Genomic DNA, 24,447 nt, shown 5'->3' on the forward strand with positions numbered 1-24,447 from the left:
CTAATTAATTCTCGTAAAAATTCCATCTGACGCACATTCCTAATCGCATGGTGCGTCATTTCAGGGCTGATTAATCCTCCCAAATATCTCCCCTTCTGACGCACCCTACTACTACAAACCCAACCTAAAAACATCAGCAAGAATAGCATTTTCCTCAACCATTCTCCCCGCATCCGGCGAATCGTAAACCACTAACAGCGAATTCTGCCCCCCCAAATAAGGAAACAGGCTCAACCCCTCAGCATTGTCCGTACCAACCTTAAAAGGCAAGTCAAACAATACCTCCAAATCTCCCCCATCTTGTCCAGTAATACTGTCGCCCGTTAGCGAAGCCCTCGAAGAGGATCGCCCTAAAATTTCCTTCAACCGAAAAACCCTCGTCGCCCCAGATAAAGTCATCGTCGGCCCGGCTAAAATTATCAAATCTTCCCCGTTCCAGCACAATTCTCGCACGCCCAAACCGTTCAAATCAACAAAATGTTTGTTGTACAATTTCCCTCCTTTGCCAATTTCCTTAAGCCTTAAAACTCCCGCTTGCGCCTCTTCAACTTCTATTTCTAAAATTATCGCCCAGCCTCGCAGCACCGGCCCCCGCAAACCGAGCAAAATGCGATCGCCCCGCACCGCCAACCCTTCAATATCAAAGCCATTTTCTTTACTCGGAACAGGCACAGAGAAATATAGACCGAGGTGGCTGTCATCTTTGAGGGCGTCTGTCAGCAAATTGCCCGTTTCTGTCCGCTGAAGGCATCCAATTTTCTGTTCGCTTTCGGGATTGTCTGGATGGGGAATTGACTCGCACAAAACCCCGTCTTTCATAGGAATGCGCGCCAGCAAATAGCGGTTGATCTCTGTCTCAATTTCTGCTAATCTTTCAATGTCTTTGTCGGCGTCTTTGCCTTTAGTTTTTTTGCGTTTTGTGCTGTGAGAACCCACCAGCCAAAGATAATGGCTGCTGAAATCCATTCCTTCGATATCGATTTCGGATTTTCCAGGTAAATCGATAAAATCTGCGATCGCAAATCTTTGATGTTCTCCAAAAAGATGAGGCCCCACAGGCGACAAACGCTCGATCGAAGTCGTTTCATCTGAACCCAGCCACAAATTGCCGTCGGGAGTTAAAGCAACAGCGGATAAGTCTGTAATAATATCAGCCGCTTCGCTGTTGAATTGCAGCAGCAGCCGACCGAGCAAAAAAGATTCTGGCATAATTATTAGCACCTAAACTATTCTTAGGGTAAGTCATTATAGCTAAATCTGCTTGAAACTCATAGGTTGCACCATGCTCAATCAGGCTTTTATGGGCGGGTTCGCGTGCCCACCCCCTACTCCCCACAATAAAATTTAATTTTTGTGGAACAGGCATCTTGCCTGTTCCACAACAGAGGTGCAAGATGTGAGTTAAAACTGAGATCTTGCACCAATGTCAATAAAGGGATTTTCGATGGGGGAGGCCGGGTTTATTTGACCTGTCTGCAACCTTTAAGGCTACTCGCGAACCCGCCCCTACAGCTAATTGAGAATCGTGCAACATTTCACTTAAAACCCATTGAAAATTAAAACATAAAATTAAAAAAGAGATCCTCCTCATGCCAGATATCGAGGACTTCCGCTTTGAGATAAGGATTTTTTACCCCTGGTGGCCCAAACCGCAGTCGGCGGTGATTATTCCGCAAACCGAACCTCGACAGACGGATAACACCCTAATTGAAGCATTAACATCGCCGTTACGTTTCGTTACGATAAGGAGACAGAGAGAAAAACCTCTCATTCGTAAAATCAGAGGTAGCCATTATGAACGGTACATTTCGCGTCGGCAACCTGTTTGGGATTCCCTTCTTTGTCAACGCATCTTGGTTTTTAGTTCTGGGTTTAGTAACCTGGCAGTACGGCGGTGCATTAGCTGCCCTGTTTCCCACATTGGGCCCCGTAGCGCCCTGGATGCTGGGATTATTGACAGCGTTACTGTTATTTGCTTCGGTCTTAGCCCACGAATTAGGACACAGTTGGGTAGCCATCAAACAGGGGATTGGCGTGAAATCGATTTCGCTATTTCTGTTTGGCGGACTGGCTAATTTAGAAAGAGAATCCAAAACCCCAGCCGAAGCATTTTGGGTAGCTATTGCCGGCCCGTTGGTCAGCTTATTGTTATCCGGTTTGTTAACAGCAATAGGCATCGGTGCTGGACTCACAGGCCCCGCAGCGGCCATCGTCGGACTTTTAGCTTCCATCAACTTAGTTCTAGCCTTATTTAACTTAATTCCCGGTTTGCCCCTCGACGGCGGCAACATCCTCAAAGCGATCGTCTGGAAAATTACTGGCAACCCTTACAAAGGTGTAATTTTTGCTAGCCGCGTCGGTCAAATAATTGGTTGGATTGCCATTGCTACAGGCGTATTCGGCAATATTTGGAATCTAGTAATCGGTTGGTTCTTGCTGCAAAATGCCGGTCAATCTGCACAATATGCCACAGTCCAAAATAAACTAGCAGGCCTGACAGCCGCAGATGCTGTGACCCCCGAAAGTCCGATCGTCTCCCAAGACTTGTCCCTCAGAGAATTTGCCAACAACTACGTGATCGGTAGCACTCAAACCTGGCGCAGGTTCCTGGCAACAGATGATGCCGGACAATTGGTAGGGGCGATCGACCTAGACGACCTCAAAACCATTCCTACCGGCACCTGGCCCCAAGTTTTAGTGAAAGAACTCCTGAAGCCGATCGAATTTTCCACAACCGTCAAACCAGAATTATCCCTCCTCGAAGTCGTCACCCTTCTGGAACAACTTAAAGTACAAGAACTCCCCGTCATTCGCGAAAATGGTGTCCTCGTCGGACTTGTAGAAAAAGCTGAAATTGCCCGCCTACTACAAAGACGAACCGAAGCAAACCCTGCTTGATACCCTCACATACTTGACAAATAACAGTTAACCCCCTCGATTTCCCTTACCAAAAGGGCGATCGGGGGGGTTAACTCTAGCTTCAAAAAAGTCAAGTCAAACACTCAATTATATTATGTCCGAGCGATTGACCATAATATCCCGGCCGGGCGGGTTTTTGAGATTGTCAATTATTGGCAGATATTGGCAGGTTTACCCGCCCCTACATGATTGTATATTGGTGAAAAATGAAATATTGCACCATTGTCAATTAGCCTTTTATGAACAGGCTGCCCGGCCTGTTCCACAAGAAAATTTATATTTTGTGGAACAGGCCGGACAGCCTGTTGCTGAAAATGGTGCAAGATATCAGTTAAAACAAAAAGTATCGCTGCGCCATTGGCAAAACTGTTGCCGGTTCGCAAGTTAACAATTCCCCATCCGCCCTGACTTCATAAGTTTCTGGATCGACTTCCATTTGTGGCAAATAATCGTTGAGTTTCATATCTCTTTTACTAATTTGTCGCGTCCCGGAAACTGCTACAGTGGGCTTTTGCAAACCTAGCTGTGCGGCAATATCTCGATCGCGCGCCACCTGACTTACAAACGTCAGACAAGTCGCCCCAATCGCCCCGCCAAAACTGCCAAACATCGGCCTCATATGCACCGGTTGCGGCGTAGGAATGCTGGCGTTAGCATCTCCCATCTGCCCGTAGGCGATCGCCCCTCCTTTAATTACCAGTTCCGGTTTCACCCCAAAAAAAGCCGGCCGCCACAAACACAAGTCCGCCAATTTCCCCTCTTCCACCGAACCGACATACTGACTAATTCCGTGAGTAATCGCCGGATTAATCGTATATTTTGCAATGTACCGCTTCACCCGGAAATTGTCATTTTCTTCCGCTGTGGAACGGGCATCTTGCCCGTCTAAATCACCTGTGGAACGGGCATCTTGCCCGTTCAAAATTCCCCTTTGAACCTTCATTTTGTGTGCCGTTTGCCAAGTCCGAATAATCACCTCTCCCACTCTTCCCATCGCCTGAGAATCAGAAGAAATCATGCTAAACGCACCTAAATCGTGCAAAATATCCTCAGCAGCAATAGTTTCCCTTCTAATTCTCGATTCAGCAAAAGCCACATCTTCAGGAATGCCTCGATCCAAATGGTGGCAAACCATCAACATATCTAAATGTTCTTCTAAAGTATTGACAGTGTAAGGGCGAGTCGGGTTAGTTGACGAGGGCAAAACATTAGCTTGTCCGCACACTTTAATAATATCCGGTGCGTGTCCGCCGCCAGCACCTTCGGTGTGGTAAGTATGAATAGCTCGATTCTTAAAAGCCGCAATTGTAGCTTCCACAAATCCCGCTTCATTGAGAGTATCCGTGTGAATTGCAACTTGCACGTCGTACTCGTCAGCTACATTCAAACAAGTGTCGATCGTTGCTGGTGTAGTTCCCCAATCTTCGTGGAGTTTCAAACCCATTGCACCGGCAAAGATTTGTTCGACTAATCCTTGAGGTTGACTGCTATTTCCTTTACCTAAAAATCCTAGATTTACGGGGAAACCGTCAGCAGCTTGCAGCATTCTGTACATATGCCAAGGCCCCGGAGTGCAAGTTGTGGCGTTTGTACCCGTTGCGGGACCAGTGCCACCGCCGATCATTGTCGTGATTCCAGAGGCGATCGCCACTTCTATTTGTTGCGGGCAAATAAAGTGAATGTGACTGTCAATTCCCCCGGCGGTGAGAATCATTCCTTCACCCGCAATTACTTCAGTACCAGGCCCGATAATAATATCTACCCTATCTTGAATATAAGGATTTCCGCCTTTACCAATTTTGTAAATTTTGCCGTCTTTAATACCGACATCTGCTTTAACAATTCCCCACCAGTCTAATATTAAAGCATTAGTAATTACCGTGTCAACAGCTCCGTCTGCATTAGAAATCGGCGATTGTCCCATGCCATCGCGAATCACTTTGCCGCCGCCAAACTTAACTTCATCGCCGTAGGTTGTGAAGTCTTTTTCAACTTCTATGAATAATTCTGTATCGGCTAACCGGACGCGATCGCCCACAGTCGGCCCGAAGGTTTCCGCGTAAGCGCGGCGATCCATTCTGTAACTCATTCTCGCTCCTAATATTAATAAATTTTTAGTTAGCAGTTGAGACCCACTTGAATTATAGTATGTGACGAGTTCCTCAATCTGCAACAGTCAAAAAAATACAACATTAGGCAAGCTTTAAAACCCCGATAGGCATCAATTTTTGCAAATCGAAAATCTAAAATGCTATCAAGGGGCAACTTTCCTCCAGCATTTTAGGAATTTGCCTTTTCAAAATCTCCACATCCACCGTCATATCCATACCAATGAAACTCCAATCTTCCGCTACATTGTTGTCCTCAACCATACGGGAGTATTCTAATCCCAATAGCTGGCAAATGTAATAGAAATATGGCGGAGTGTACCCTCCATAAAAGAATTCCAATACTTTCGTTCCCGGCTGACACCACAGCAAATTTGTAAAACCAGCCCCGTGAGGGCCGACAACCACCGCCGCTTCTGCAAACAGACGAATTTGTTCATCAACAGTGCGCGAGATATCTTCCAAAATTTCAAAATCAAATTCTTTCAAAACCTCTCGCACTTGTACTTCATTTTTAACCTTGCGCCGGCCGCTTCTAGACAGATAAAGTTTTCTATAAGGCTTTACCTTTTCCTTAAGACAGAATTTTCTCCGCAAAAGCTCTATATCGTAAGGACTGGGAAAATACCAGTCTTGATTGTTTCCCACCACCACACTTTCTGCATGATATCCCGTATCTCTAGCCCGAGTGTCGATTAGTGAACTTTCAGGAATACCGAGTTTGGTCATAAATCCCAACTCAAAATCTGTATGCCTTAAAGGATAGCAAATTTTAGCTTCTTGCCAAATTTCCTTACCTAAAGCCTCCTCAATTCGACAAAGTTTAGCCAGCACAAAAATGACATAATCGTAATAACTGCACCACAAATGCGACCAAGGAGCAACTACCAGCGGATAGGTAATTTGGTGAGGTTTGTAAGGCCATTCCAGAATGCCCGCACCGCTAATCCGAAAATCCAAGTCTAAAAGTAACTTGTTATTCAGCAGCGTGTTGCCAGACGTACAAATACTTAGAGAATTTATTTTTTGATTGAGGGTAATCTTCCACACATAATCTGGGTCAAAAGACACGGGTTTTTCCGTGGCAAAAAACCGAGAAGGCACTTTTTTAACCGAGGTTAATGCGGGTATATTAATAGGTTGGTGCTGCTTTTTGTAAACGATGCTGTCATCTAACAATTTGATGCTGGTGCGCCGGTCTAACGGGGTTCTCCAGACACGCCTTGATGTTGCCAGCAAGCTCTGCTTCAGTGTCTGTTTGATCTGGTCAACTAATTTTGGGTTCATCACGCACTTTTGCTGTATATCTTGGCAGTTTTAACAACCACGGTATACCGCCAACTGCAAATTTTAACTCGCTCAAAAGTTGGAGATTGAACTAACAAAAGATAGCCAGAAGGCACTTAGAAAGAAGGCAGAGAAAAAGTTGTGAGATGGCTTTGTCACTCTCCAGGCATAGGGCTGGAAGTGATACCATGTTAGATGGGGGATTGCGGATGACTTATTACTATCATAGTGTGGATATTTCCTACAGTTGCATTCTTTTTGGAAGCTGGCAGAACTTTGAAGTTAAAAAGTTTCAAATTCAAAACTCAACAATCGTGAACGGTCATCTGGCTTCATACTTCAGCATCCAGATGACCGTCCACTTTTCCATTAAAGCCGTAGACTTCACGACAACCTACAAAAGGTACTAATTGAACTTCCCTTTCATCTCCCGGTTCAAACCTGACTGCTGTACCTGCGGGGATATCCAACCGCATTCCTTTTGCTTGTTCTCGATTAAATTCTAAGGCTTCGTTAGCTTCGTAAAAGTGATAGTGGGAGCCAACTTGTATGGGTCGATCGCCTTTATTTCCTACCAGCAACCGCACCGTTGGGCGACCTGCATTTAATTCTATTTCGCCTGCTGAAACAATCATTTCTCCTGGAATCATCTTTTCCTCCTATGAGTCTCTGTGGTTAATTTTTTAACGGATAGGATCGTGCACTGTTACCAACTTAGTTCCGTCGGGGAAAGTCGCCTCAACCTGGACTTCATGCACCATTTCTGCTATCCCTTCCATCACATCTTCCCGCGTCAGGAGAGTTGTCCCGTAACTCATTAAATCGGCGACGGTGAGGCCATCTCTGGCTCCTTCTAAAATCGCTGCAGAAATGTAGGCGAGTGCTTCTGGATAATTTAATTTTAAACCTCTTTGTTTCCGGCGCTCTGCTACCAGGGCGGCGGTGAAAATCAGCAGCTTGTCTTTTTCTTGGGGGGTGAGTTGCATTTTTATTCTTGTAAGTGCGATCGCATTATTTGGTTATGATATCGTTTACGGTTGTTTCTGAATGATTAAACCGCAAAGGGCGCAGAGGGCGCCGAGGAAGAGAAGAGAGAGATGAATAATCTAGTTAGGAGGGCAACTATACATTGAAACTCAAAGATCATCCTATTTTATCCAAACTCTGGGCAAACAGCAAGGGCGTTGTGAAAAAGATAAGCGCAGCAAGTGCCAAATGCTGACAAACCAGTCTCTCGCTGCGGTGGTGGATGTACCGCGATATCGGCACAGCAAACCGTTAGGAATACGAGTCACGCCGACGGTGGAATTACCAGGATAAATTGTTGCCTCCGATGGCAAATCTCGCACTTTTTCCACGAACTCTGTGGTTACGGGTTCGCCTACCCAAGCGAGGGTGGCGACTACGGGTTTTCCTCCGAGACCGTGAGGACTTTCGAGCATTTTTTCTCCACCTTTGAGCAATTGTCTGTCAATCCATAAAGGGCTGTTTTGTTGCCAAATTTCGGTGTGCGATATCCATTCTCCAGACAAGAACTTTTCGCCTCTAGCACTGCGTCCAAATCTGGTAATTTCCCACAGTAAAATCCTCGCTGTTGGTGCTAATTCTACCCGCAAATTTTGGCGATATATTGCGCCATCAAAAACTATTGTTTCCTGTGGCAGCCATTCTAAATTAGCACCGGCTTCTAGTTTGATGTCGATATTTTGTTGTGATTCTAGTCCGCTGCTACGATAGATTTTACTAGCGGCGGCGCTGGTAATCAAGGCTTTGGCGTTGGGTTGGAGGTGAAAATGGCTGGAAAGTCGATCGCCCCCGACAACTCCACCAGCCGTGTGCAAGATGACGCTGTGGCAAATCTCTTTCCCTTCAGGATAAAACGGGCGCTGCACCTTCAGCGGCGCTTGCATTTGATTGTGAATAATTTGAGTTGCACCACTGCGGTTGGCATAGACTAAATTCAGGCAGCCGTGCCATCCATTTTGATTTTTATTTGTAGGTTCAGTCGAATTTTCAATCACAGGCTTGTAGAATTAAATGTTAAAATTTACACTTTTTTCAAAATTTATTAGATGTATATTTATCGTTTTTTTGCTAATATCACATAGTCATCGACTCCATAATGAATGTCATAAGGTAACTTAAAGTGCTGGCGGAAAAGTGGACTAATAAATTCCTTTACAGGTAAATTTTCTCTAGCAAACTTTCCAAAGTTAGGAGGGGATGTCCTGCTACCGATTGAATTTAAATATTTATACCAAACCAAGTTTAAGCCCAGTTCATCAATAAATTGTCTTACTACACTTAGCTCGTGTTGGCAATCATCAACTCGACGAACATTGTATGGTATCAGCAGCTTCTTTTCTTGAATAATTAGCAAAGCGTAACCATAATCATTCAGGCTGCTTGTAAATATATCCTTGTAAATTTGAAGGGATTTTTCTCTTCTCTCCTCATCGTTAAAAAAACAGTGAGAAATCACTATAAAATCAAAAAATTTTTTCGGCAGTCTTTTAGATTGATTTTCCCTGTCAAAGATACTAGAAGTGTCAAAACGAAAGTAAGCATTCATTGCCTGGGGTTCCATGTACTGCCGCCAAAACTGGAGCCCGCGATATTGAAAGGCTTTTTGCTGTTCGAGAGAGTAGTAGGATATGTGCATTGGTGGCATTGAAAAAAAGTCGCTACTGCTTTGCAGCAACAAACCGAGTCCGTAAGCAACAGTACCCGGCCCAGCCGCAATATCGAGGATATTAACTTTAGTTGGTAATAATCCAGCCTTGTAAATCAGGAACCAAGCTAGATATGTACAATAGACATTATCTAGAAAATATCTCATTAAATAGATGTGAGGACTTAGCTCAAAACTGTATTGAGGATCTTGTCCTTCTTTCAGTTTCTGTATATCGTCAACAGCTTGTTTAAGTAAATCATCAACATTGTTTTTTTCCCGGTTCAACTTATTCAGCTCATTCTTGATAAAACCTGCCAAATGTTGTTCAAAATTATTAAATATCTTCTCATCAATGCCAGTGCATTGAATCATACTTTCATCGCAGTCTCTCAATTTGAAAGATTTTGAAATATGTTCAATGAACTTTGTGTCGGGAAACAAGGTTAATTCATCAATCCGCCCCAGCGAATCGTCAAGTTGCCCGAAGCTTAGTTGCCTTTCTAATTCTTCTAAATGGCGATCGGCTTCTTTGATGCGGTCATTTTTTTTCTGCAATAACTTCTCAAGCTGTAGGCGCTCTTTAAATAGTTTCTGCTGCCATGAGAGTTTTGCCCCGGAATTTTCTATTTCTTTTAAAAGTTGTTTGGCAACTCGATTATTTTGACTCTTCACGGCTTCGTTAAAGTTATGGGAACGCCACCAATTTACTAGCGGATTACTCATAGCCAAATCCCTCTTTACCTTCCATAATCTCAACTCCCGGAAGCATCGCAATTAATTTATTTTTAAACTTGCGATAACTCTGTTGTTCGCTATTGTACCACCAAGCGTACTTGTGTTTAAGAACTAATGCTTCCTCGCGAGTAGACGCAATTAGCGATCGCGCGTTGCTGGCATGAAAATCCTGAATCACCACCCGATCGGCAACTTCCAGCTTGTTAATAAAATCAGCTTCATCTTCCGGTAAGGTAGGGAGTAGCGGTGTCACAGTTATCGAAAATCTGACATCGCAATTTTCTCGGTAAGGAAAACTGTATCTCAGTTTGGCAATAGCTTTGAGTCTCGCAGGAATACTTGGCGATTTGGGTTCAAAATCTTTCCTCACTTTTTCGCTACCCGTGGGAATGCTCATATTAATTCGCAATCGCTGAAATTGCTGTAAAATATCGACATCTCTAGTTATCATAGGACTGCGAGTTTGGATAACCAGCGTCGGCTGATAGAGAACCATCACTTCTAGCAAGTGCCTAGTTAGTTGTTCTTTAGATTCAATTGGCTGATACGGATCTGTGACACTACTCATGTAAATTGTCGGTGCGCGATCGGGGTTTTTCTTGTGCCAACGTTCCAACTCTTTCTTAAGAATTTCCGCTGAATTTTGCTTAATTATTACCCAATTGCCCCAATCCTCCCGCATCTGTGAGTTAGGGCTAAAAGCAGCAGCATAACAATAGCTGCATCCGTACTGACAGCCGCGATAAGGATTCAGCGTGAAATCGTAAGCACTGATAAATCCAGTAGCTTTGTTAAGCACTGACTGTGCATTTTGTGCATACACTTTGGCACTTCCGAAGTTTTCCCGGAGTGCGAAAGTGTGTTTTTTGCCGACGGAATATCCCTCATACGGAGACTTTACCATAATTGCACCTGCTACAGTATTAAAATGGAAAATGTTTAAAAATGAGAAAGGCGATCGCGCTTCGAGCTTACTACTTCACTGTACCGCAATCAACAAATGTCCGCAAAGCAGTGGGGAATTACTCAACTTTACAATAAATTTTTTGAAGAGCCAACAAGTCAACTTTATAAACTCCATGCTAAGCTCGATCGCGAAGTAATGCAAGCTTACCGATTTACTGACAGCGACGATATTTTAGCAAAAGTTATCATAAGTTTTGTAAATTTGCGTCTAATCACATAAATTGTTGATATAGATCACAAACGCTCTAGTCTAAAAACAGAGATACTAGGGAAAGCGTTGAGTATTGAGGAGTGAGTTTTGAGCTAAATATTTCAAAATTCAAAACTAAACACTCAAAACAGCTTTCTGCGTTCAGCATAAGTGCCTTCTGCATTTATTCGCTCAATTACTCCTGATTGTTTTGGGAGGAGCTTTCAATGTTATTATTTACCCACACTCAGCCCCAAGATAGCAAAGTAGAGCAAGAACACTCGGCAAAAAAAACTTTGTTACAACATTCAAGCATTAATTTAACTTGGCTAAAAGGACGATTCAACTATTTGCGGATCGGTCAAAAAATTAGCTATGGCTATGCTGTAGCTATCGGCATAGCGATTTTGGGAAGTGGTGCGGGACTGAGATTGGGAGACTACTTTCGCAAGCAAGCTTTAGTTCAGGTGAATGTTGCTGGGCAGCAGCAGCAACTGCTGCAAAATTTGCAAAATACCGTATTTAAAGCCCGATCGCACGCGGCGAGATTGCCAGCCGTTGTGGGAAACGAAGTGGCGCTGAAATACGAACACGAGCGCTTTGTCGGGCAAATCAATCAGGCGAAAATCCTGATTTCAGAAATTGAATCTTTTGCACGAAAAAATACCGCTCGACTAGCAACAGAAGAGGCAGCATTGCAGGCTCTCTTGAAGAAATCTGCCCTCGTCATTGATTACTACGGTCAGCTAATTAAATTGCAGTTAAAAGAAGCGGAAGTTTGGAATTTGCCTCCCAACAGCATCGAGTCGGCACAGCTACAAATGTTGAGGACTAGCAGCGGCCAAGAAGCGATCGTACTAGATAACCTGGCTCAAAGTTTAACTGACCTAATATCTACAGTAGAAATTCACAAACAGCAAGGAACCCAAGCATTAGAAGAAGCTGGAAGTTTGCGAAACCGAATTATTATCGGGAGTATGCTAATTTCAGCACTCATCGCCGTGTTACTGGCGGACAAAACCAGCCGCGCGATCGCCCAACCCCTCGAAACCGTTACTAATTTTGCTCAGCAAGTCACTCGCGAATCGAATTTTAACCTGCAAGTACCAGTCACAACAGACGACGAAATCGGAGTTTTAGCGGCGTCTTTCAATCAATTGATTCAGCGAGTTAGCGAGTATACACAAGAACTAAAACAAACTCAATCCCAATTAATTCAGACCGAAAAAATGTCATCTCTCGGTCAAATGGTTGCAGGGATAGCCCACGAAATCAACAATCCCGTCAACTTCATCGGCGGCAACATTGACTATGCCAACCAATACATCGAAGATTTGGCAGGTTTGGTAACTCTCTATCAAGAATATTATCCCAACCCACCAGATGCCATTCTAGAGCGCATCGAAGACATTGAACTCGAATTTCTCAGAGAAGATTTACCAAAAACCCTCTCTTCGATGAAAATGGGAGCCGATCGCATTCGCGAAATTGTTGTATCCATGCGGAATTTTTCGCGATCGGACGACGGAAAAATGAAATCAGCCGACATTCACGAAGGAATAGATAGCACCCTCGTCATTCTCAATCACCGACTCAAACAAGGTATTCAAGTTATTAAACAATACGGCAAGTTGCCTGCGCTTGAGTGCTATCCGGCGCAACTGAATCAAGTATTTATGAATATTATTAGCAATGCAATAGATGCGCTGGAGGAGGTGAAAAAGGAAGACAAAGGCTATTCGCCAACGATTTGGGTAAGCACGGAAGTTACGGCCGCCAATACTGTCACCGTCAAGATTCGGGATAACGGGCCCGGAATTGCCTCCGCCAGTACCCAACAGATATTTGACCCATTTTTTACTACAAAGTCGATCGGCAAAGGCACTGGATTGGGATTGGCTATTTCCTATCAAATCCTTGCCAAGCATCACGGCAAAATTGAGGTAAATTCTCAAATAGGACAGGGTACGGAATTTGTGATTACTTTGCCAGTTGCTGCGTAATATCACGCGGGGCGGGATGAAAATAAAAAATCGGTTCCCACCGTCGCCCAATTTCCCAAACCAGCCGACTTGCTCAACCAGTTGAATACCCGACGCAAAAAGTCCGGGGCGAACTTGTCAGATATAGAGGCGCTTTTGGACATAGTAAAAAACCATTAGCGCGAAAATTCAGCGACAAACAGAACTCTTGGTGACAAGAAATCTGAAACCGTTGAATCACAAATGATTGAAATGGATGGGGGCGGAGGGACTTGAACCCACACGACCGTTTCGGGTCAACGGATTTTAAGTCCGTAGCGTCTACCATTCCGCCACGCCCCCCTTTGGTCAAGCTGCTGTGGTTTTGAGCCACTAAGAGCAACAGCCTTTTATTCTACAGCCAAAACCCCAATTTACGCAACCCCTAATCAAAAAATTCCCAAAACTCGCGCTGGATCTCCCCAAGCGGTACAATAGTTAACCAGCTAACGGAGCGTGTCACCCGACTTACCCTGTTATTATTCCCCTAAAGCAAATCTATGTATATTACCTTACTGCTTTACGCCGTCTTGGCCGGAACCTACCTCCTGGTAGTACCCGCAGCCACCTACGCTTACCTGAACAGCCGCTGGTACGTCGCTACCTCTTTTGAGCGTGGCTTCATGTACTTCTTGATGTTCTTCTTCTTCCCAGGTATGTTCCTCCTAGCTCCATTTTTGAATTTTCGGCCCAAACGGCGGCAGATAGAAGCCTAAATGCGACGTATTGACGTAATTGGAATCAGTATCGGCTTTTTTGTAGCAGGTGGGTTGGTCTACTTGCTACTGCAATTTGCCGGACTTGACAGCATGAATGCAGGGATTTGGAGCCAGTTGTTTTTGGTTGCCGGCTTGGTTGGCTGGCTGGTGACTTATTTATTTCGAGCACTGACTCAAAATATGACCTACAGCCAGCAATTGCAAGACTACAAAGAAGCTGTCTTGCAGAAGCAACTGGATGAACTCACTCCCGAAGAATTAGCCAAACTTCAAGCCGAAATTGAACAGGAAAAAGATAATTAGTCAATAGTCCTTAGTTCTCAGTTATTAGTTATTAGTGAGCTATTAGTGATTAGTTATTAGCAAAAAACTCTGAACTAATGACTGGGAATAACAACTCATGAATAGTAATATTGACGGCTAACTAATGACTGATGACTGATATCACGTTCCCTAAAATAAGCGCGATAGGTTTGTAGTGAGGACTTCAGTCCGAGGGAGTTTATGAGGAAGGAATTCCTCACTACAAACAAATTTCATTGCGACCGATCGAGGGGAAATCCTATGTATGATGACTGATAACCAATGACTGATGACTAATAACTAATGACTATTTCTAATTGTTTTGAAACGTTACGCAAGAACAAGCAATGTGCATTGATTCCTTTTATTACTGCTGGCGACCCAGACTTGGAGACAACTGCTAAAGCATTGCAAATTTTGGATGATAACGGTGCAGATGCGATCGAGCTTGGCGTTCCCTATTCTGACCCGCTAGCTGACGGACCGGTGATTCAAGCCGCTGCTACAAGGGCGCTACAGCGGGGGACGCGGTTAGATTCGGTGCTGGAAATGGTAGCGAAAGTTAGTCCGAATTTGCGATCGCCCATCATTCTCTTCACATACTACAACCCGATTTTGTACCGAGGTATAGAAACTTTCTTGCAGCAAATCAAAAGTGCTGGAGTTCAGGGATTGGTTGTACCAGACTTGCCCTTAGAAGAAGCAGATAGTCTCATCCAACCTGCCAACAAATTAGGGATTGAACTAACATTATTAGTTGCTCCGACAAGTCCCAAAAGTCGCATAGAAGCGATCGCTCGTCAGTCTCAAGGATTTATTTACTTAGTCAGTGTGACGGGGGTTACGGGAGTGCGCGAAGGCTTAGAAACGAGAGCAAAAGAATTGCTGCAAGAACTTCGCGCCGTCACCGACAAACCCATCGGCGTCGGGTTTGGTATATCGCAACCCGAACACGCTCGCCAAGTGAAAGAATGGGGCGCAGATGCTGCGATTGTTGGCAGTGCTTTTGTCAAACGCTTGGCCCAAGGAACTCCTGAACAGGGTTTAGAGGCGATCGGGGAATTCTGCAAAAGTCTAAAAACAGCGATTCAAAATCCTTAGCAACTGTACAGATACTTTCAGCCATTAGACAGATGTGTGCGATCGGGATGTGCCGCCACAATTGCGATTAAAGACCTTGTTGTACTTGAGATCATACACCATGTTCCTTCTAGTTCCTGACTAGAAGGTTTTTTTTGAGCCGAAAATGCAAAACATTTCAAGATAGTCCGCGCATGGATAACCAAACAGCTATGTAGGGAAACGACTTTGCCTTGTCCGGCGCCGGGTGTGCCGACTTTGAATATTTTCTAGAATATCGAAGATTATCCATTTCTTTGTCCTTCTTCCTTCTTCGTTCTTCCGTCTTCCGTCTTCCTTCTTCGTTCTTCCTTCTACTATAACTTGAGGAATGTAACTTGGGATAGATGAAAAGCTACGGTTTCTATTCGTATACTTAAAAAAGTGTTTAAGTGCCTAATTGGGTAAGGCTAGACATCTACAAAGCCACAAGGCATTTGATCATCTCACAATAGCACAATAGTAAGGAGCATTTTTATGAACAGACTAACTGCTTTTCTGAAAAAAATTCGAGCTGTACAAATTTTAACAGTCTTTCTGGCGGGCATTTTAGTATTAGTGAGTACAGCCTGCAGCGGCGCTAATATCGCAGGAAAAACTGATGTGATGGCAGGAAAAGCTGATGCGAGGATAGGAAAAACTGCCGACCAAGTTAGAGAAGAAGTGCCTTCAGGGGCTGTAACGTCCGAATTCAAAGGCGGCATGAACGACTACAGCGAGGTCGATCCCAGAAACAAAAAGCTTACAGCAGAAGAAGCAAAAGCTCAGCTTCTCAAAGAGCAAGCGCAGCACCGCATTGACACGAAATCTAGCAACAATGTAGGCGAAAATGTACGGCGGGTAGCGGATGACGCGCCTGACAAACTCGGCCAAATTGGGGACAAGGTGAAGGACGATGCTCGCACAGCCCAGCGCAAAGCTGATGACTTTGGCGACAAAACCAAACAAGGCTTTGCTAATCTTAAAGAAAACACTCGCGAAGGCTTGAAGGGAGCAAAAGATATTGTTAAAGAAGCCACTGCGGGAGCCAAAGAAAGAGCAGCAGAGGGTACAGAGTCTCTGAGATATGGTACCAGCGGCGGCCAAGAAAATATCAATGATGCAGCGCGAGACGCAAGATAGAACGCTGAAGATACTTGGGAAAAGGTTCGCTAGAAAGTGAATCGAGATTTTGACATAATTCAACGAGTGGCAGAAACAGCGGCAGACGCGATCGACTAATCTCAAATAACGCTGTTTCCTTCTCGGGAAGCTAGATTCCGACAGGGGTTTTAACCCCTGTCGGAATTTAGGTAAAGTCAATCGATTTTAGATTTTAGATTTTAGATTTTAGATTGAAGCATTACCCCTGGGAGGGCTATTAGGTCGGAAGTAGAGTGCAGGGGGGTTTCACCACAATCTCAATGCCCTGTCCTTTTCTAGGGGGGAGTGGGATACTACTGCTTTCACGACGGATTCTTTATAATTTCTATAGATTGTATTTGGACTTTTTAAGGTAGTAACTTGTTGACCGGCTTTGCGGAAATTTGGGCGATCGAGCTATATTAAATTCCATTAATTACCAAAAAAAAATGGTTTAAAGCCGGAACCCTTGTAGGGAGAAATTAAAAGAAGACTATTCATTACTCCAATCCTCGGACTTCCAGGTAGAGGTCGCCCTCTTGCGGTCAACTGTCAAGCGGTCAACTGTCAACTGAACCATTGTATTTTTCAAGACAGGATACTGCGGTGTTTATACGGTATTTCGCGTTCATTGAATCGCATTTGAGATTAACAGGAGAAACTTATACGTAAGTAAAAAGCTTTAATCGCGATCGCCAAAGTATAAAATGTTGTTCATTAACAAACAATTGGAATTTTCGATCAGGCGATCAAAAATTAGGTGATTTATGCCCTAAGATAGATACACTAAGTTTTGTCAAGCTAATGTCGGAGTTGAGGTCAGCCGATATGGACGCAACAGTAGATGTGGTAGATTTGACTGCGGTAATGCCGGGATATCGCCCGATCGCGCAATTGTACACAGATTCTCGATCGGCTATCGATCGGTTCGTGCGCGAGAAAGACCGACAAACCGCCGTTAAAATTCTCAAACCTACGTCGTTGTGGCGGAGGATTTCCGGGACGCGGTGCTGCCAAAATCCCAAAAAGTTGCATTAGCGACCGTTAATTGGATCGGTAGAAAGAGTCCTCAAGCGAACAGACATTCTCGACGAACTCGAGTCCCGACCGATTATTTACAAATACATTAAACCTTCCAATCTTTCAATTAATCTTGACTGTCACCTGCCAGATGGATGTGGATAAATTTTCACAAAAAGAGGCCAAGGATTCGGGATATATTCGAGCCGTAATCCGCCGCCAATCGACAGGGGAAATGGAGGCAAACCTTATCTTGGGAATTGTGTTTTGATGCTAGTAACGATGATGCACGACTTTTATGATGCGCTGGCAGATTTGGCAATCTATGCAGATGCCGCACCGGCGGAGCGCCAACAAATCCTTAAGCGCGTTGGGGCTAGTCAGAAAAAACTCAAAGAATTCGCGCACCATACGCCGATCAATTACCAACACAAGTTCGATCTGGTTGAGGCAGAATTGCTGGGCGTTTTGGGACAGACAGCAGAAGCAATGGAACTGTACGATCGAGCTATTACCGGAGCTAAAGCTAACGAATATGTCAATGAAGAAGCTCTTGCCTGCGAACTCGCTGCTAAGTTTTACCTGTCATTAGGAAGGGAAAAAATTGCCAGACTATACATGATAGATGCGTATGATTGCTATGTCCGCTGGGGAGATAGAGCCAAAATAGACGACTTAGAAAAACGTTATCCTCAATTATTAAAAGCGATTTTAGAACCCGCCAAACTCCCTGCCGATTCCTTAGCAAATTTTACAACACCTGCTGGGCAAAATCAATCGCTTCATCCATCCATTCATCCGTCTGTTTCAGCGAGCCTCTCAGATTTTGGGAATTTTTCAACACTGCTAAAAGCTTGTCAAGCGCTATCGAGTGAAAGAGAACTCGATCGACTGATTGCCAAACTGATGCAACTGGCGATGAAAAATACAGGAGCTAACAAAGGAACTCTGATTTTGCCAAACGGCAATCAATGGGAAATCGCGGCTACCAGCACGCTCGACAATTCGGGAGTCGAGTGGGCGATCGACTTATCATCCGCAACACTCGATGAAAACAGCGATATCTTGCCCCTCCAAATTGTTGACTGCGTTAAAAATTTATTGAAACCTGTGATTGTTCGGGATCTCGCTCAACAAAGTGATTGGGATTCCGACTCCTACATCCTCAAATACCAACCGCAGAGCCTGTTGTGTTGGCCGATTATCGATCGAGGCAACTTAGTCGGCATTTTGTATCTGGAAAATCGCTTAACCGCAAGAGTTTTTACCCGCGATCGCCTGCAACTTCTCAATCTCCTGTGTTCCCAGGCCGCCATCTGTTTGCAAAATGCTCTGCTATATAAAAAATATCAGGATTACAACCAACAATTAGAGCGATCGCTAGTAAAAATTAGCCGAACCGAAGCTCAGCTTGCCGATCAGAAGAAAATGCTCCAAGCGATTCTTGATGTCGCTCCGATTTGGATTTGGATGGTGAATCCCAGTGGTAAAGTACAGTTTTTGAACAAGACATTTTCTCAAGATGTGGGTGTGCCTCTGAGCGATTTCCTAGCTGTCGATCATTATAAAGATATACTGGGGGAGAATGCAGCGGGCTGTCTGGTTTCCGATGCCGCCTGCCTTGCTCAAGATTTGCCGCATTACTCCAGCGAAATTCTCAGATTTGTTGACGGCAAACTACACAATTTAGAAATCACGAAAGTGCAGTTAAAAAATTCCCAGGGCGAGACAATCGGGATTATTGGTTTGGGTGTTGATGCCACTGAGCGCAAGCGAGCCGCCGAACTTTTGCTAGAGCAAAATCAACAGCTCGAACGAACTTTAAAAAATTTACAACAAGCACAACTGCAAATCGTGCAAAATGAGAAAATGTCGGCATTGGGTAATTTAGTCGCCGGAGTCGCACACGAAATTAACAATCCGATTGGGTTTATTTCTGGGAATTTAAGCGAAGGTAAAAGAAGTTTGGAAGATGTTATCGAACACTTAGAATTGTATCGCTCCGCTGCATCGCAATCGGAAATAGCAGACCACGCCGAAGAGATAGACCTCGATTATCTTTTGGAAGATTTACCGAAGATGATTGATTCAATGCAACTCGGGTGCGAACGCATTTGCAGCATCAGCAACAGTTTGCGTACCTTCTCCCGAGGCGACAAAGACTACAAAGTTCCTTTTAATATTCACGAAGGCATTGATAGCGCTATTTTAATTTTGAAACACCGCCTCAAAGCAAACGAACACCGCCCGCAGATCGAAGTGATAACTAAATACGGCAATCTCCCTAAAATCGAATGTTTTCCCGGTCAATTGAATCAAGTTTTCATGAATATCCTTGCCAATGCGATCGATGCCTTAGAAGAGTCAAATATAGGACGCAGTTTTAGCGAAATTACCGCTAATCCCAACCGCATCACGATTTGCACGGATATAGTCGGCGAAGGGTACATTAAAATTAACATTGCTGATAACGGCACTGGCATCAAAGAGGAAGTTAAACAGCAGATATTCGACCATTTGTTCACGACAAAAGGTGTCGGCAAAGGAACAGGATTGGGGTTGGCAATTGTCCACCAGATTGCGGTAGAAAAACATGGCGGAAGCATCGAGGTGAATGGGGAGCCAGGAATTGGCACAGAGTTTGCGATCGTTTTGCCTGTGAAGGGATAAATTTGAATTAAAATTCAAGGTGTTTTGGGCGATCGCGTAATAAGATATACTGACTTTGATTCGGGTCTTTTTTTGAAAGCCTTGGCATAACTTTTTTAAAATAGCATCATTTTTTTGATCAAGCAGTCTGGTTTACAAGCTATTGCTACTGTACTTAATGAACCTGGAATATGCTGTATTTTAGACCCCCTATAATTGAGTGCGTCACCCATTTTTAGTTGCAAGGTGTCTATTATACAAAAAAATTAATCACCAAGGCTTCGCCCTACCAAAATTTATCTTAAATTTAACCAATCTTGAATTTCTTGCGCTAACCAAGCCGCCTCAACCTCTTTCAAATTTTTTGCTAAAATATAAAAGTAAGTTCCCATATCGTTACCTGAACGAATCCTGATTTGATTTCCCTCAGCCAGGGCATATATAAAAGTACCCAAAATTTCCGAAATTTCCCCAGTTTGTTGTAAATAACTCCAACCAAATATCTGATGTTCCACTTTAAAGTAGTTCCGGTTAAATGTAATTTTATTACCATTGCCCAACATCTTAACTAAGATACTTGCTATAATCGTAAACAATCCTAATCCCATAAGGGAATTTACTTTCCAAACTAATAACATCATCGGCACAAATAGCAGTATAATTAATGATCCTATAAAAGCACCTAAAAAAGGCTGGCTGACTAAAGTAGACGGAATTTTAATGTTTAACTCCGTCGCTGATTTGCTAACTTGAATACGACTGTGACGCGGTTTAGCAATTTTCCGAACAGTCGCAATTTGAAGATTAGCCCCTTGTATGTTTCCCGATTTCAAAGCTGCTAAAGCGTCTCTAGCCTTGCTGAAACGCTTTTCTAACGCGATTTCCGTCATCTTCTCAATCCAGCTTACCAAACTAGGATTCACACTCACGCGATCGCTAAACTGAATCCGAGAATCTTTCTGTGGCAAATCCGCAGGAGTCATCCCCGTTAACAAATGAATTAAAGTAGCCCCCAAAGCATACAAATCCGAAGCCACCACCGCCCGCCCCCAAAACTGTTCTAAGGGTGCATAGCCACTCGTTCCTACCACTGTAAACGTTACACCTGTCACCGCCGCTTGAGCTTGTACCGCCCCAAAATCTACTAGATAAACGTGCTGATCTTCCCCCCAAATTAAATTACTCGGCTTAATATCTCGGTGCAAAACTGGGGGGCTTAATTCATGCAAATAAATTAAAATTTCCAGCACTTCGCTGGCAATTTTCCGTACTTGTTTTTCGGAAAATCTCTTGCCTTTTTCTAACAATTCCTGAAGGGAAAATCCCGGAATATAATCTTGCACTAACCCAAACCAAGGCAATCCTGCTCCGGCTTCCCGCTCCAGGGAAAAATAATCTCGATAGCAAGGAATGCGGGGATGATTCAGCGCCTGCAAAACTTGTGCTTCTCTTTCAAAAAGCTTGAGCTCTTCCCAGTGCATTTCCGGGCTAAAAGCTAACATTTTCAGCGTCACCTGTTCTTGAGACTCTAAATCTACTGCTAGCCAAGTTTGATGACCGGCCGCTGTGCGTCCTAAACGCTGTTGCAATTGATAACGTTCTTGTAAAATTTTTCCTGAATCTAACACAGCAGATCCCTCTTTTTTTTGATATTACGAAACTGCCTTAACTATTAAATTAACTATTTTGCCGAGAGCGTTAAATTGCTACTACAAGTAATTACCCGTGCATTTCTCCATTCGGCATAATTGTACCGCGCCACTGAGCACCTGATAAATTAGCAGTGCTCAAATCTGCCCTAATCAAACTTGTGCGGTGCAAAATTGCCTCCCGCAAATCTGTTCTAGCCATGTAAGCATCAGTCAGATCAGCTTCACTCAAATTTGCCTGATTAAAATTAGCTCGACTCAAATCAGCTCGCACCAAATTCGCTCGACTCAAGTCAGCCATAATTAAATTAGCATTGCTCAACTTAACATCAGTCATAAATGCACCGCGCAAATTAGCGCCAGCCAATTCAGCATCAAGTAACACAGCTCTTTCCAACTTAGCATTAGCCATTACAGCCCAGGAAAAATTTGTTTCTACCAAAGTTGCTTCAGTCAAAAATACGCCATCTAAAATAGCTTCGCTCAAATTTGCCTGAGTCAGATTTGATTCTCCCAGAAATGCTTCAGTCAAATTAGCGTGACTGAGATTAGCTTTAGTCAAATCTGCACCTTGCAAATTGACGCCCCGCAAATCTGCACCTTGCAAATTTGTACCCCGCAAATTTGCACCCTCAAAAATCCGCACCTCCTTCCGCAAATTTGCACCCCGCAAGCACGCACCGCGCAAATCTGCACCTTGCAAATTCACACCTCGCATATCTGCATCGCTCAAATTTGCATCAATAAAAACTGCCAAAGAGATGTTAGCTTTGCGAAAGTCTGCACCTTGCAAAGTCGCTCCGTGGAAGTCTGCATCGGACAAATTTGCTCCGCTCAAGTTGGCTTGATTTAAGTTAGCACCGCACAGCTTGGCCTTAGTTAAATTTGCGCGCTGAAGGTTAATTCGGCTTAGATATGACATCGCTAGGTTTGCACCGCAGAGGTCAGCACTGCTTAAATTGACGCCAATTAAATCGGCACCGCTCAGGTATACGCCTCGGAGATTCATACCTTGAAAATCTAGTTCTCCTGATGTATATCGCCTTAAAATTTCGCTGGCATTCATATTTGTTTTTGTTGTTAATTAGGTACAATCTGCTGCTATTTGTAGACTTGTTAAATTTCTGTTCGCGCAGGCGGACTTAGTTTTTATAGCGCCCGACTTTAGTCTGAGAAATTTCATCAAATTTCTTTAATTTCAGTTGACGCAAGCCGAGTTAGTTTGTGTAGCCTCAGACTTGAGTCGAGCATTTAATGAGTTTGAGTGACAAATTCTTGAGTCCAAAAAATTGTTTTGCTGCCTAACTGTCGCCCGTGAATTTTCACATGAGTAAGATATTTTGATTTTAAAGTACACAGTTTTTTGTGAATGTAGGTAGCTGTCGCCTGTTGGTTTGGTACTTCAGCAGACTCCAGAATTACATGGAGCCAACCGTCTTTAAATCCTACTGTAGCAGCAATTCCTTTAGGCTGTAGCAATTGATTGATCAATTGGGCGATCGCCTTTGGTTTGCCTTGCTTTGCCATTTCCAGAAGCTGATACTGATTTGCTTTATGGCTAGAGTTTTCCTGCGGTATTTCTGAAATATCGTCGCTCAGGTTTTCGGGTACTTCAGAAGGATATTTTCGGCTTTCTTTTGACTCCAATTCGATCAAGATTTCCAGCAATTTATCGGTAAATTTCTGAACCTTTCCTAGATACTCTCTGAGATTTTTATATTTCCAGTACAAACGCTCTTCTGCACTTCCCGTTGAAAATTTTCCATTCAAAGCAGCTTCTAACTGGGTGAATATATTTTCTATTTGCACCGTTGCAGAGTTAGCACTTTGACTCACTAATTCTGTCATTTCTTCTTCCAATTCCAACTTGCGTTTGATGGAATCGCTAATATTTATAATAACAGGAGCCGCCGGTTCTAAAATTTCGATAATAGTCGGCATTTCTGCAACTGGGAATGTTTCTACCATTTCCTGTCTGAAATCGGTAGGATAATTATTGCTGGTTTCGGGTTCTTTAAACTGTACATTTGCTGCCGTGTCCGGCACTAAGTAACTCTTTTGGGGGTCATAATGATAGTGAGGGGGAGCAGCTTGAAGGATTTGAGTAATCTCGCCTGGATCAAAATAATCGGTGCGCCTGTCCACCAGCTCGCTCTCTTCATAAACACTGTTGTTTAAATGTGTCTGATCGTAATCTTCACTAGCCGAAGATTCGGCTTCATGGGGTTCTTCCTGTTGGATTTTTGCGTAACAAGGAGTCATCGCTTTGATGATTACGCTCGCAGCTTGGTCGTTTTCATCTCTGTTGTCGAGATTGCTAGCAGTTGTATACAATCGAGATTCCAGTTCGGCTAGGCTGCCACAGATATTAAACAGTTGTCGCAGTAGATTGTCAAGTTCTTGAGTTTTCAGCAGTAGCCAATCGCGATCGCTAAAAGTAAACTCGTGATAAAGAGTAGAAAAAATTAGGATTTTAGCCCTCAGCGGATTTGTTTGCTGCAAAATTTTTTGTCTAACATCAAATAATTGGCCTGGGTTTCTTGCAGTTTCTTCGCTGCTGGGTACTTCCGAACTAAAGTGATCTTCAAATGCGGGAGCTTCCTGACCGCCAAAACTAGATATGTTTATTTCTAATTTGGTGAAATCTTCAAATTCATACAGCCTGCTAAGTTGACAGACTATGAGATCGGCTACTAAAGCATACTCGGTTTTTTTATTAACCTTAGAGACTATATTATTTAAAACTGCTTCAATATCTTCTAACCTGCTGTATTTAGCGCACAGCTCTTCAATTAAAAGCCTTACATCTGCGCTGGCGAGTTGGGCAGGATCGTTTTCCCAGGACTCTTTACAAGCAAAAAATATTATTTTTTTAATGCGCGAGAGATTCACGTCTTGTTCTAATTCGCGAACAACTTCATCTAAAATAGATAAAGCTTTCATAGTTTTCCTCCCATAAAAATACC

General features: G+C 43.6%; 20 protein-coding genes and 1 tRNA gene. 9 read left to right on the forward strand and 12 right to left on the reverse strand.

Annotated elements, in window-relative coordinates; genetic code table 11:
• Positions 1 to 111: 111 nt before the first annotated feature.
• Positions 112 to 1,209: a DUF3616 domain-containing protein gene (locus QUB77_RS20705; RefSeq protein ID WP_333179550.1), complete on the reverse strand. Its 1,098-nt coding sequence runs from the start codon at positions 1,207 to 1,209 to the stop codon at positions 112 to 114.
• Positions 1,210 to 1,794: 585 nt separating this feature from the next.
• On the opposite strand from QUB77_RS20705, the gene QUB77_RS20710 reads away from it, so the two are divergent.
• On the forward strand, positions 1,795 to 2,898 hold the full coding sequence (locus QUB77_RS20710) for a site-2 protease family protein (protein ID WP_333179548.1): 1,104 nt from the start codon (positions 1,795 to 1,797) through the stop codon (positions 2,896 to 2,898).
• Positions 2,899 to 3,250: 352 nt separating this feature from the next.
• Here QUB77_RS20710 and ureC read toward each other — a convergent pair whose 3' ends face one another.
• The 7 genes from ureC to QUB77_RS20745 form a co-directional block, all read right to left on the reverse strand.
• Positions 3,251 to 5,008 (reverse strand): urease subunit alpha, encoded by a 1,758-nt coding sequence (gene ureC, locus QUB77_RS20715; RefSeq protein WP_333179546.1) that lies wholly within the window; start codon positions 5,006 to 5,008, stop codon positions 3,251 to 3,253.
• A 154-nt stretch (positions 5,009 to 5,162) separates the two neighbouring features.
• Positions 5,163 to 6,314 carry a glycosyltransferase family 61 protein gene (locus QUB77_RS20720; protein ID WP_333179544.1) on the reverse strand — a complete coding sequence of 384 codons (1,152 nt, stop codon included), beginning with the start codon at positions 6,312 to 6,314 and terminating at the stop codon, positions 5,163 to 5,165.
• 332 nt (positions 6,315 to 6,646) lie between these two features.
• The gene (locus tag QUB77_RS20725; RefSeq protein ID WP_333179541.1) at positions 6,647 to 6,964 is read right to left on the reverse strand and encodes an urease subunit beta; all 318 of its coding nucleotides are present in this window, start codon (positions 6,962 to 6,964) and stop codon (positions 6,647 to 6,649) included.
• Between the two features lie 33 nt (positions 6,965 to 6,997).
• Entirely contained in the window at positions 6,998 to 7,300 is a 303-nt protein-coding gene (gene ureA, locus QUB77_RS20730) for an urease subunit gamma (RefSeq protein ID WP_006635319.1), read from the reverse strand.
• A 162-nt stretch (positions 7,301 to 7,462) separates the two neighbouring features.
• The gene (locus QUB77_RS20735; protein WP_333179539.1) at positions 7,463 to 8,335 is read right to left on the reverse strand and encodes an urease accessory protein UreD; all 873 of its coding nucleotides are present in this window, start codon (positions 8,333 to 8,335) and stop codon (positions 7,463 to 7,465) included.
• A 59-nt stretch (positions 8,336 to 8,394) separates the two neighbouring features.
• On the reverse strand, positions 8,395 to 9,711 hold the full coding sequence (locus tag QUB77_RS20740; RefSeq protein ID WP_333296071.1) for a photosystem II assembly protein: 1,317 nt from the start codon (positions 9,709 to 9,711) through the stop codon (positions 8,395 to 8,397).
• On the reverse strand, positions 9,704 to 10,627 hold the full coding sequence (locus tag QUB77_RS20745; RefSeq protein WP_333180350.1) for a radical SAM protein: 924 nt from the start codon (positions 10,625 to 10,627) through the stop codon (positions 9,704 to 9,706). Before QUB77_RS20745 ends, QUB77_RS20740 begins: the two co-directional genes overlap by 8 nt.
• A 96-nt stretch (positions 10,628 to 10,723) precedes the next feature.
• Between QUB77_RS20745 and QUB77_RS20750 the strand changes: the two genes are divergently transcribed.
• Both QUB77_RS20750 and QUB77_RS20755 read left to right on the forward strand, forming a co-directional pair.
• On the forward strand, positions 10,724 to 10,909 hold the full coding sequence (locus tag QUB77_RS20750) for a hypothetical protein (protein WP_333180347.1): 186 nt from the start codon (positions 10,724 to 10,726) through the stop codon (positions 10,907 to 10,909).
• A gap of 197 nt (positions 10,910 to 11,106) precedes the next feature.
• Positions 11,107 to 12,882 carry an ATP-binding protein gene (locus QUB77_RS20755; RefSeq protein WP_333180345.1) on the forward strand — a complete coding sequence of 592 codons (1,776 nt, stop codon included), beginning with the start codon at positions 11,107 to 11,109 and terminating at the stop codon, positions 12,880 to 12,882.
• 236 nt (positions 12,883 to 13,118) lie between these two features.
• On the opposite strand, the gene QUB77_RS20760 is transcribed toward QUB77_RS20755, so the two are convergent.
• Positions 13,119 to 13,203: transfer RNA gene (locus QUB77_RS20760), tRNA-Leu, on the reverse strand.
• 197 nt (positions 13,204 to 13,400) lie between these two features.
• Here QUB77_RS20760 and ndhL point away from each other — a divergent pair.
• From ndhL to QUB77_RS20790, 6 genes are all read left to right on the forward strand, one after another.
• Positions 13,401 to 13,616 carry an NAD(P)H-quinone oxidoreductase subunit L gene (gene ndhL / locus QUB77_RS20765; RefSeq protein WP_015179358.1) on the forward strand — a complete coding sequence of 72 codons (216 nt, stop codon included), beginning with the start codon at positions 13,401 to 13,403 and terminating at the stop codon, positions 13,614 to 13,616.
• Positions 13,617 to 13,922 (forward strand): DUF3007 family protein, encoded by a 306-nt coding sequence (locus tag QUB77_RS20770; RefSeq protein ID WP_333180343.1) that lies wholly within the window; start codon positions 13,617 to 13,619, stop codon positions 13,920 to 13,922.
• A gap of 303 nt (positions 13,923 to 14,225) precedes the next feature.
• Positions 14,226 to 15,023, forward strand: a complete 798-nt coding sequence (gene trpA, locus QUB77_RS20775; RefSeq protein WP_333180341.1) for a tryptophan synthase subunit alpha — start codon at positions 14,226 to 14,228, stop codon at positions 15,021 to 15,023.
• Between the two features lie 495 nt (positions 15,024 to 15,518).
• Entirely contained in the window at positions 15,519 to 16,163 is a 645-nt protein-coding gene (locus QUB77_RS20780; protein WP_333180338.1) for a DUF6658 family protein, read from the forward strand.
• A gap of 828 nt (positions 16,164 to 16,991) precedes the next feature.
• On the forward strand, positions 16,992 to 17,201 hold the full coding sequence (locus tag QUB77_RS20785) for a hypothetical protein (RefSeq protein WP_333180335.1): 210 nt from the start codon (positions 16,992 to 16,994) through the stop codon (positions 17,199 to 17,201).
• Positions 17,202 to 17,453: 252 nt separating this feature from the next.
• Complete coding sequence (locus QUB77_RS20790; protein ID WP_333180354.1) at positions 17,454 to 19,853, forward strand: ATP-binding protein; 2,400 nt, start codon at positions 17,454 to 17,456, stop codon at positions 19,851 to 19,853.
• 275 nt (positions 19,854 to 20,128) lie between these two features.
• Here the strand turns inward: QUB77_RS20790 and QUB77_RS20795 are convergent, their stop codons facing one another.
• The 3 genes from QUB77_RS20795 to QUB77_RS20805 all read right to left on the reverse strand — a co-directional run bounded on the left by QUB77_RS20795 (position 20,129) and on the right by QUB77_RS20805 (position 24,424).
• On the reverse strand, positions 20,129 to 21,460 hold the full coding sequence (locus QUB77_RS20795) for a serine/threonine-protein kinase (RefSeq protein WP_333180332.1): 1,332 nt from the start codon (positions 21,458 to 21,460) through the stop codon (positions 20,129 to 20,131).
• 91 nt (positions 21,461 to 21,551) lie between these two features.
• Positions 21,552 to 22,547, reverse strand: coding sequence for a pentapeptide repeat-containing protein (locus QUB77_RS20800; RefSeq protein WP_333180328.1), 996 nt, complete (start codon positions 22,545 to 22,547; stop codon positions 21,552 to 21,554).
• 185 nt (positions 22,548 to 22,732) lie between these two features.
• Positions 22,733 to 24,424, reverse strand: a complete 1,692-nt coding sequence (locus QUB77_RS20805) for a hypothetical protein (RefSeq protein WP_333180325.1) — start codon at positions 24,422 to 24,424, stop codon at positions 22,733 to 22,735.
• Between the last annotated feature and the right edge of the window lie 23 nt (positions 24,425 to 24,447).

It is taken from the genome of Microcoleus sp. AT9b-C3 (genome assembly GCF_036705485.1).
In the GTDB taxonomy this organism is placed as follows: domain Bacteria; phylum Cyanobacteriota; class Cyanobacteriia; order Cyanobacteriales; family Microcoleaceae; genus Microcoleus.